This is a genomic window from Dehalococcoidia bacterium (assembly GCA_028711995.1).
Classification (GTDB): domain Bacteria; phylum Chloroflexota; class Dehalococcoidia; order SZUA-161; family SpSt-899; genus JAQTRE01.
This window is the reverse complement of sequence record JAQTRE010000112.1, coordinates 1-9,792: the sequence shown is the minus strand read 5'-3', so window position 1 is coordinate 9,792 and position 9,792 is coordinate 1. Positions and strand designations below refer to the sequence as shown.

Sequence of the window (9,792 nt, the reverse complement as noted above, 5' to 3'; positions counted from 1 at the left end):
GGAGGTTGAAAGTGGTGACTCCCCTGGGTCGGTGAAGTTGACGCAGTCCGGGCTGGGCGATGGGTATTCTTCAGCTGCTTATGGTGATTACACCATAAGCTTCAAGGTTTTTCCCTACCCCAAACTCGGTCAGGAAATTTCTCCGGAGGAATATCGGCTGTGGCTCACGGTGAAGAAGGCGCAGCCCAAAGGGCTGCTTCAGGGTCATGTAACCATCGCGCCGATACACCCCGTTCAGCAGCCGGGTGATGACCCGAACGACGTGCCGCCGGAAGTCTACGATGCCAGAAAAGTGATGGTCTATGACCAGTTCGGCCAAAAGCTCATCAGCCTGATTGATATCGGGCATGACGGAAACTATCGTCAGGAGCTATCTCCAGGGGTGTATGTCATCGACATCAACCACGCCGGCATCGACCGGAGCAGTGATGTCCCCAGAACAATACAGATACTCCCGGGAGAGACCGTCCAGCTGAATATCGATATTGATACCGGCATCCGCTAACCGGTCTCTCCCGGGTGAGCAGGGTCTATGTTACTCCAGTCCTTTATCTTCTCTGACCCGATGAGCGGCCTTATTATTTGCCTGCTACCGGAGGCACCTGTGAAGTGCAGAACTTGCAGCGATGCGCCTCAAGAGGAATCTCACTGAGACACTCCGGGCACTTGCGCGTGGTCGGATCCGCGGGCGGCTGCTTTCGGGACCGGGATATCAAGGCATTGACCGGTCTGATAACGAGGAAGAACACTACGGCGGCGATCGCCACGAATGCGATCAGCGCATTGAGGAAGTGGCCGTACCTGAAGACACTGTCGTTAATAGTGAAGTCGAGAGCTGAGAAATCTTGTTCGCCGAATACGGCGGCGATCAGAGGCGTAATAAAGTCGGCAACCAGTGCAGTCACTACCGCACCGAAGGCGGCGCCGATGACGACTGCAACGGCCAGATCGACCACATTTCCTCGTAACAGAAACTGCTTGAACTCATTAAGTAGCTTCATCTCTTTACCTCCTCCTTTAGCTTATTGCTCACTAACTCGATCCCTGGCCTCATGACAGGTCCATGAGCAGAATCAGTCCGTTACTCCTCTATTCACCCCCTTTCCGGCTTGAGGCTGTTCGATTTTGTTTTCAGCCGCTATTTTTCCGGTTCCGTTATGCCTTAGTCCCTGCGATCTGATAGAATTGGTTTGAGCACAGTTAAAATAGGAATCCCCCACTCGAGAAGCCAATCAGCTTGATTCCATCGCGTGTGAAGGCTCGCTTTAGCGTAACCGCAATGACGGGTATGGTTGTGTACCACAAGTGGCGGGAGTTGGATTGAACCCATCTTACTCTATTCGAGACGTGATAATCAACTCTCGGGCTCATCTTGTGTTGGAAGAGACTAACTATTGACAGGTGTTATTGGATATGGTAAGATCACCTTTTGCGATTGCGTCGATTACTCACTCTCATTCTAGCCCTTCCAATATTATTATCTCAATATCCAATGTTTACTGTGTTTACTGTAAGCGCGAGAGCGAAGGGGCCTGTTTGGTTTCGGTGGAGCATCAATAATATTGACTTCTGTTGCTACCTTCCCGCATTCCGCTATCGAGATTGTGCGGAAATCCTTTAAGTGGAGCATCTACATTGACTGCATTTACTACATTGCCGCATCCCATTGAAGACATCACGCGCAAATCCTTTGCCCGCATCCCGGAAGTCGCCGGGATTCCCAATTTCATTCAAATCCAGCACAATTCCTATAACTGGTTCCGGGGCGAAGGGCTCAGAGAGCTCTTTGAGGAGATATCCCCTATTAAGGATTATACCGGCACGCGTTTTGAGCTCTATTTTCTGGGACACTCTTTCGGTGAAGCAAAATATCCCGAACGAGAGTGTCAGGAACGTGATTTGACCTATGCTGCTCCTTTGAAGGTCCAGACCAGATTGACAGTAAAGGAGACCGGGGAGATCAAGGAGCAGGAACTGTTCATCGGTGATTTTCCCATTATGACTCCGCGAGGCACCTTCATTATCAATGGCGCCGAGCGCGTGGTGGTAAACCAGCTTATTCGCTCTCCGGGTGTCTATTTCACGATAACGAATGATCCCAGCAGTGGACGCGGTCTTTGCTTTGCCAAGCTGGTGCCGGATCGGGGAGCCTGGGTTGAATTTCAGACCACAAGCCGAGGCGCTATCCTGGTCAAGATAAACCGCAGGCGAAAAATCCCTGCCACGACTTTGCTTCGGGCAATTGGATATGGAGAGGATGAGAGACTCCTGGAGATGTTTGCTGATGTGGATACCGATCCGGATCGTTCCTACGTCCGCGCTACAATGGAGCGGGATCCCTTGGTCAGAAATGAACAAGATGCGCTCATTGAGTTTTACAAAAAGCTGAGACCTGGCGAGCCACCAACTCCGGACAACGCACGGGCATTGGTGCATGCTCTCTTTTTCGATCCGCGTCGATATCGGTTGGGTAAAGGCGGATGTTACAAACTGAACAAGCGGCTGGGGCTCAATCGACCGCTCACCCAACAGGCTCTTACACCTGAGGATCTGGTGACCATTGTGCGCCACATCATCATGGTCAATAATGGCCTGGATTCGCCTGACGATATCGACCATCTGGGAAATCGACGTGTGCGGGCAGTGGGGGAATTGCTGCAAAGTCATCTTAAGGTGGGATTGCTTCGCCTGGAGAGGACGGTCAAGGAGCGGATGAGCCTGCTCGATATCGGGTCGGCTACGCCAAGCACCTTGGTCAATAACCGTGCCGTAACTTCGGCGATAAGAGATTTCTTCAGCAGCTCCCGTCTCTCTCAATTCATGGATCAGACCAATCCGCTGGCTGAGCTCACTCATAAACGCAGATTATCGGCTTTGGGGCCGGGAGGATTTTCCCGTGACCGGGCTGGATTTGAGGTCCGCGATGTTCACCATTCGCATTATGGCAGAATCTGCCCCATTGAAACTCCAGAAGGGCGTAACATCGGCTTGATTACCTCAGTGGCTGTTTATGCCAGGGTGAATGAATACGGGTTTATTGAAACGCCTTATCGCAGGGTAATCAGGGAAATGGAGAACACCTCTCGTGAGTTGATAGATAAGACGTTGCGAGAGCCTGTTTTTGATGCCCAGGATAAGCTGATTGCCGATGCCGGAGCTGCAATTACCAAGGGAATCGCCGGCAAGTTGGCCAAACTGCCTTCGCGGATGATCAAGATAAGACCTTTTGTGTCCGCGGAAATAGAGTATCTTACGGCTGATGAAGAGGACAAGCACATCATCGCTCAGGCAAATGCCCGGCTTGATTCAACCAATCAGTTTATCAATCCCAGAATCTCATCGCGGCACGGCGAAAAGTTCTTGATGGAGAGTCCGGACAATATCGACTTTATGGACGTATCCACCAATCAGATCGTGAGCGTTAGTACGGGCCTGATCCCCTTCCTGGAGCATGATGATGCCAACAGGGCTTTGATGGGCTCGAACATGCAACGCCAGTCGGTGCCCCTCCTTCGTCCCGAATCTCCTCTGGTGGGCACGGGGATGGAGCGAGAGATTGCTCGCGACAGCGGACAATTGATTTTTGCCCCTGTTGATGGCGAGATCGTTTCATCAACGGCCGAAAAGATCGCCCTCCAGGGCGATGACGGCGAAGAATATAGCTACCCGATTATCAAATTCACCCGAAGCAATCAGGGCACTTGCATCACCCAGTATCCCAGGGCGAACAAAGGCGAACGGGTTCATGAAGGGCAGGTCCTGGTTGATGGCTCATCCACCGATGGAAGCGATCTGGCCCTCGGTCAAAACGTCCTTTGTGCGTTTGTAAGTTGGGATGGCTACAATTACGAGGATGCGATCGTCATTTCCGAAGAGCTGGTGAAACAAGACAAATTCACTTCAATTCACATTGAGAAGTATGAAGTAGAGGCCCGAAAGACGAAGCTGGGGCCTGAAGAGATGACCCGAGATATTCCCAATGTCGGAGAAGCCAGCCTGAAGAATCTGGATGAGAAAGGCATCATTCGCGTTGGTGCCGAAGTTGTATCGGGGGATATCCTGGTTGGTAAAATCACACCCAAGGGCGAGAGGGTGCTGACTGCCGAGGAAAAACTCCTTCGAGCCATCTTTGGTGAGAAGGCTCGAGATGTGAAAGATACGTCGTTGCGGATGCCCCATGGTGAATCAGGCAAGGTAATTGCCGTCAGAGAGTTCTCCCGGATAAACGGTGACCAACTGGATCCTGGAGTGACCCAGATCATCAGGGTGTTTGTGGCGCAAAAGAGAAAAATCTCCGAAGGGGATAAACTGGCTGGCCGTCATGGGAACAAGGGCGTTATCGCCAAGGTGCTTCCTGTGGAAGATATGCCTTATCTTGCCGATGGTCGGCCTGTAGATGTTATCCTCAGTCCGCTGGGTGTACCGTCCCGTATGAATGTGGGCCAATTGCTGGAAACTCATCTCGGATGGGCAGGTCATACTCTCGGATTCAAGGTGCGCAATCCGGTGTTCAATGGCGCCGATGAGGTTACTATCGAAGATTCTTTGGCTCGGGCTTGGTTTGTGCAGTGCGCCGTAGCCCCTACCGCTCAGCAGGGCGAATCCCCAATGCAATCAATCGAGCAAGCCAAAGATTGGCTTACAGAACACGGCTTTGATGCGGAAAAGGTATTCGACGAAACCTATAGAGGCGAGGCTAAGCGAGCCTGCCTGAAGGCATGGCTGGAAGATCAGGGCATCAATGACGCCTTCTCTATGGATGATGGGGCGCTAAACCATGCAGTAAAAATGGTTTCTCGAGAGAAAAGAGTGGCGTCGCCCACCTCCGGCAAGATGGCCCTCTATGACGGACGCACAGGTGAGCTATTTGATGAGCCTGTAACGGTAGGCAGCATGTACATCATGAAACTGATCCACTTGGTAGAGGACAAGATTCATGCCCGATCCACTGGCCCGTATTCTCTCATCACTCAGCAACCGCTAGGTGGCAAGGCTCAATTCGGCGGACAAAGGTTCGGCGAGATGGAAGTGTGGGCCTTGGAAGCTTATGGCGCTGCCTATAATCTTCAAGAAATGCTGACGATCAAGTCGGATGACGTGGTAGGGCGGGTCAAGACTTACGGAACCATCGTCAAGGGAGAGGATATCCTGAGTCTGGGAATTCCGGAGTCGTTCAAGGTCCTGGTCAAGGAGCTGCAGAGTTTGGGGTTGGCTGTGGAGGTGCTCGGCGAAAATGATGACCAGGTGCTGCACATGAAGGGGATATCTTCGGAAGTCCCCAGGATCGGAGTGAATTTAATGGGCATGGAAATTGAGGAGACTGACTAATGCTAGATCTGAATGATTTTAGCGCCATTCGTCTTTCTTTGGCTTCCCCGGAGCAGATTAAAATGTGGTCGTACGGCGAGGTGACCAAGCCGGAGACGATCAACTATCGGACTTTGAAACCGGAGAAAGACGGGCTTTTCTGCGAGCGTATTTTCGGGCCCACCAAGGACTTTGAGTGCTACTGCGGCAAGTACAAAAAGGTCAGATATAAGGGCGTCATTTGCGATAAATGCGGTGTTGAGGTGGCTCATTCATCGGTACGCCGAGAACGCATGGGGCACATTCAGCTTGCTGCCCCGGTAGCCCATATCTGGTTTGTCAAGGTAACCCCGACCCGTCTCGGACTTCTTCTCGATCTTTCTCCCAGAAGGCTTGAGCAGGTGATCTACTTTGCCAAGTTTGTCATTACCCATGTAGACGAAGAGGCTAGAAAGCAGACCCTGAACAAGCTCAAAGAGGAACTAGAATACAGCCTGCTGCAGCATTTGGAATCGGCTACTGGTGAGGCGCAAGAGGCTGAGGCCCTTTCCGGGGATGAGAAGGCCGATAGAAAAGAAAAGGCTGTAGATAGCGGAAAGCGGCATCAGTCTGAAGAGCAAAGAGCCAAACTCCAGGAAGAAATCGCTGCCAAGATCAAGGAACTGGAGGATATCCAGCCCTTAAAACTCCTGGGAGTGAATGAATATCGTGAACTGAAGAGCCGGTGGGGTGATATGTTCAAGGCTGGTATGGGAGCCGAGGCTATCTATGACATTCTGACTCGTCTTGATTTGACCAAGCTCCGCGAGGAGCTCCATCAGGATGTCGCCTCCAGCTCTGGCCAGCATCGAAAGAAGACCATCAAGCGGCTTCGGGTAATCGAAGCGTTCATGAAGCAGGGAACGAAACCGGAATGGATGATTCTGACCGTGCTTCCGGTTATACCTCCTGAACTTCGTCCCATGGTTCAGTTGGATGGAGGCCGGTTTGCTACCAGCGACCTCAATGACCTCTACCGCAGGGTGATCAACCGGAACAATCGCTTGAAACGGCTCATGGAGATCGGGACCCCCGATGTTATCATCCGCAATGAAAAACGGATGTTGCAGGAAGCGGTTGACTCGCTGATTGATAATGGGAGACGGGGCAAGCCGGTCACTACGAGCAATGGGCACAAGCTCAAATCGCTTTCAGATATGCTCAGAGGCAAACAGGGTCACTTCCGCCAGAATCTGCTGGGGAAGCGGGTGGACTATAGCGGCCGTTCGGTTATTGTGTCCGGGCCGGAACTCAAACTTCATCAGTGCGGTTTGCCCAAGCGTATGGCGCTGGAACTGTTCAAGCCCTTCGTCATGCGCCGTCTGATCCACAGAGGGCTGGCATACAATATCAGGAGCGCCAAACGAGCGGTCGAACAGGGAAAACCAGAGGTTTGGGAGATATTGGAAGAGGTGGTAGAGAACCATCCAATCATATTGAACCGAGCCCCAACATTGCATCGTCTCAGTATGCAAGCGTTCATGCCTGTTCTCATCGATAGCAGCGCCATACAACTTCACCCATTAGTCTGCGCTGCTTTCAATGCCGACTTTGATGGGGATCAGATGGCAGTGCATATACCGCTTTCAAAAGCCGCGGTTGAAGAAGCCCGGCATGTAATGTTGAGCACCAATAATATGCTGTTGCCCAGTTCGGGAGAACCTGTGGTGGCCCCAACTTTGGAAATGGTTCTTGGCTGTTATTATCTCACCTCGATCAGGGAAAACGCCAAAGGACAAGGGATGGCTTTTGCTGACTTTGACGATGTCAAGTTAGCTTATGACCTCGGTATTATCGAACTCGGCGCTGAGGTACAAGTTAGAGAACCGGATAAAGGGGGTCTCTTCAAGACAACAGCCGGCCGGATTATCTTTAACGATGCCCTCCCCAAAGAGCTTGGTTTCCGCAACCAGGTGATGAATAAGAGGACGTTAAAGAAACTCACGGGCGAATGTTTCCACCTTCTCGGACCTGAGGCCACAGCTCCCATGCTTGATATCATCAAGAACCTGGGCTTCCATTATGCCACCAAGTCGGGCAAAACCCTGGCTGTCAGTGATCTGGAGATCCCCCCGGATAAGGACAAGATTATCGGCAAGGCAGATACGAAGACCAGCGCCATTGAAGGCCAATATCAAGATGGCCTTATTACCGAAGACGAACGCTATCAGAGTGTTGTCAAGACTTGGCTTCGGGCTACTGATGAGCTCACCAATAGCTTGGAGAGCTCTCTGGACCGTTACGGCTCGATCTACATGATGGCTAATTCCGGTGCGAGGGGTAACATCGGTCAGATCAGACAAATGGCTGGAATGCGCGGCCTCATGAGCGGCCCCTCAGGACAGATCATAGAACTCCCCATTAAAGCCAATTTCAGAGAAGGGCTTTCGGTTCTGGAATACTTCATTTCCACCCATGGCGCACGCAAAGGTTTGGCTGATACAGCGCTGCGCACCTCTGACAGCGGTTACCTTACCAGAAGGTTGATCGATGTGGCGCAGGAGATACTCGTTTGTGAAGAGGACTGTGGCACTGAAGAAGGCCTGACGATTCGCGAGTCGCATGATAAGGACACGTTGCCTTCGGTTGCTGAAAGGATCACCGGGCGATTTGCTGCCAGCCCCGTTGTTGATCCCAAGACCAACCAGTTGATCGTTGATCGCAACGAAATGATTGACGTGATAAAGGCGACTCAGATTGCAGAAGCCGGGATTACCGAAGTTTGCGTGAGGTCACCCTTCACTTGCCAGTCCCGAGGGGGTATTTGCCAGTTCTGCTATGGGATCGATTTGTCTCGTGGGTTTGTGGTAGATATGGATGTGGCTGTCGGTATCATTGCTGCGCAGAGCATCGGGGAGCCTGGGACTCAGCTTACCATGCGTACCTTCCATACCGGAGGTGTGGTGGGGTTGGATATCACCAGTGGTCTTCCCAGAGTTGAGGAGTTGGTTGAGGCCAGGATTCCCAAAGGCCAGGGCCTTATCTCCGAGATCGATGGGATAGCGGATATCATGGATGTTGGAGAAGGTTGGAAGATCAAGATCAGAAACACCAGAACCTATCGCGATGAATTCCCCATTCCACCGAACTATGAATTAGTGGTTAGCGATGGTCAGATGGTTACTGCCGAGCAAGTTTTGGCGGTTCCGAAGACGGAAGAGGACTCTGAGGCACAACCTGTAGACGTTATCGCTTCAGCATGTTTGGCTGGGATTGGGGGTAAAGTTGAAATTCACGGGAATAAAGTCACAGTTTCGCACGAAGAAGTAGAAGAGTGGGAACATCTTGTACATCCCACAGGATCGATCATGGTGGACAATGGCGCACGGGTGAATGCGGGAGACCAGCTTACTGAAGGACCGCTCAATCCCCAGGATATCATGCGTATCATGGGGGTGGAAGCCGTGCGCCGATATCTGGTGGACGAAGTGCAAAAGGTTTATCGAGCTCAAGGGGTAACTATCCACGATAAGCACATTGAAGTTATTGTTAGCCGGATGCTGCGCAAGGTGCGTATCGATTCCCCTGGTGATACTAGAATACTGCCTGGGGAATTGCTGGATAAATTCGACTACGCGGACCTCAATGCCAAAGTGCTAGCCGAGGGAGGAGAGCCGGCAACGGCATATCCGATACTCCTGGGCATAACGAGGGCTTCACTTAACACGGCCAGCTTCCTGGCTGCGGCGTCCTTCCAGGAGACCACCCGGGTGTTGACCGAGGCCGCTATTGTTGGCAGCATTGATCGGCTGGTTGGGCTAAAGGAAAACGTGATCATCGGAAAACTGATCCCGGCCCGCAGCAAGATTTCACGAGACTACTTCTTAAAACAAGGGCTTGCTAATGAGCCTGCGATTCTTCCGATGTTTGCCAAAGAAGGGTCAGTGCAACTCCAGGAAAGAGAGCCGGAGCCGGAGCCGACGGACGAATAGGATGTCATCCTCATGGGTGGGCTGAGGGTTTTTCAGATGTGAATCCTGACAGATCATCATTCATGAGGTGAAAGCTCGCGTAAAAGAGAAAGCCAAATTCCTTCAAAGGAATTTGGCTTTCTCTTTTAAACAAATCGGTTCGCCGTGATTTCCGGGCTATCCCTTGCCTATCCTGAATACCTTGGTCTTGCATTTTGGGCAGATTCCCTGGGTTGCTGGCCTCTTGTTCTTCATGATAATCTGTTTTGGGCTTTTGATTTCAACCTTGCTGCGACACTTCACACAGTATGCTTGGGCCACGGTACCTCCTTGATAAATTTTCATACAGCATAGCGTATTGAGCACAGCACTGTCAAATGCGTGATCATTCTTGGCAGTTCTCTTGGGCTAGCCCAACTTCCGCAGTTTTGAATCTGGGAGGTGGTTCTCCCGAGCGTAAAGTCTACACTACATTTTTGTAAATCCTCATTCTCTGGGGCAGATGTAATCCAAGCATCTGGAGCAAGATGGCCTG

Annotated in this window: 5 protein-coding genes; 3 read left to right on the top strand and 2 right to left on the bottom strand. The window is 51.6% G+C overall.

What is annotated here, in order from left to right:
- Positions 1–505, top strand: a 505-nt coding sequence (locus PHV74_12525) for a hypothetical protein (GenBank protein MDD5095182.1), incomplete at its 5' end; no start/stop codon positions are given.
- Between the two features lie 73 nt (positions 506–578).
- On the opposite strand, the gene mscL is transcribed toward PHV74_12525, so the two are convergent.
- Positions 579–1,001, bottom strand: a complete 423-nt coding sequence (gene mscL, locus PHV74_12520) for a large conductance mechanosensitive channel protein MscL (GenBank protein ID MDD5095181.1) — start codon at positions 999–1,001, stop codon at positions 579–581.
- Positions 1,002–1,635: 634 nt separating this feature from the next.
- Between mscL and PHV74_12515 the strand changes: the two genes are divergently transcribed.
- Complete coding sequence (locus PHV74_12515; GenBank protein ID MDD5095180.1) at positions 1,636–5,328, top strand: DNA-directed RNA polymerase subunit beta; 3,693 nt, start codon at positions 1,636–1,638, stop codon at positions 5,326–5,328.
- Positions 5,328–9,278 carry a DNA-directed RNA polymerase subunit beta' gene (gene rpoC / locus PHV74_12510; GenBank protein MDD5095179.1) on the top strand — a complete coding sequence of 1,317 codons (3,951 nt, stop codon included), beginning with the start codon at positions 5,328–5,330 and terminating at the stop codon, positions 9,276–9,278. The genes PHV74_12515 and rpoC overlap by 1 nt, the downstream gene beginning before the upstream one ends.
- A gap of 156 nt (positions 9,279–9,434) precedes the next feature.
- On the opposite strand, the gene PHV74_12505 is transcribed toward rpoC, so the two are convergent.
- The gene (locus PHV74_12505; GenBank protein ID MDD5095178.1) at positions 9,435–9,602 is read right to left on the bottom strand and encodes a DUF5679 domain-containing protein; all 168 of its coding nucleotides are present in this window, start codon (positions 9,600–9,602) and stop codon (positions 9,435–9,437) included.
- Between the last annotated feature and the right edge of the window lie 190 nt (positions 9,603–9,792).

What these genes read in the sequence shown, in the direction of transcription:
- mscL (MDD5095181.1), bottom strand. Translation starts at nt 1,001, where the DNA reads ATGAAGCTACTTAATGAGTTCAAGCAGTTTCTGTTACGAGGAAATGTG.
- rpoC (MDD5095179.1), top strand. Translation starts at nt 5,328, where the DNA reads ATGCTAGATCTGAATGATTTTAGCGCCATTCGTCTTTCTTTGGCTTCC.
- PHV74_12505 (MDD5095178.1), bottom strand. Translation starts at nt 9,602, where the DNA reads ATGAAAATTTATCAAGGAGGTACCGTGGCCCAAGCATACTGTGTGAAG.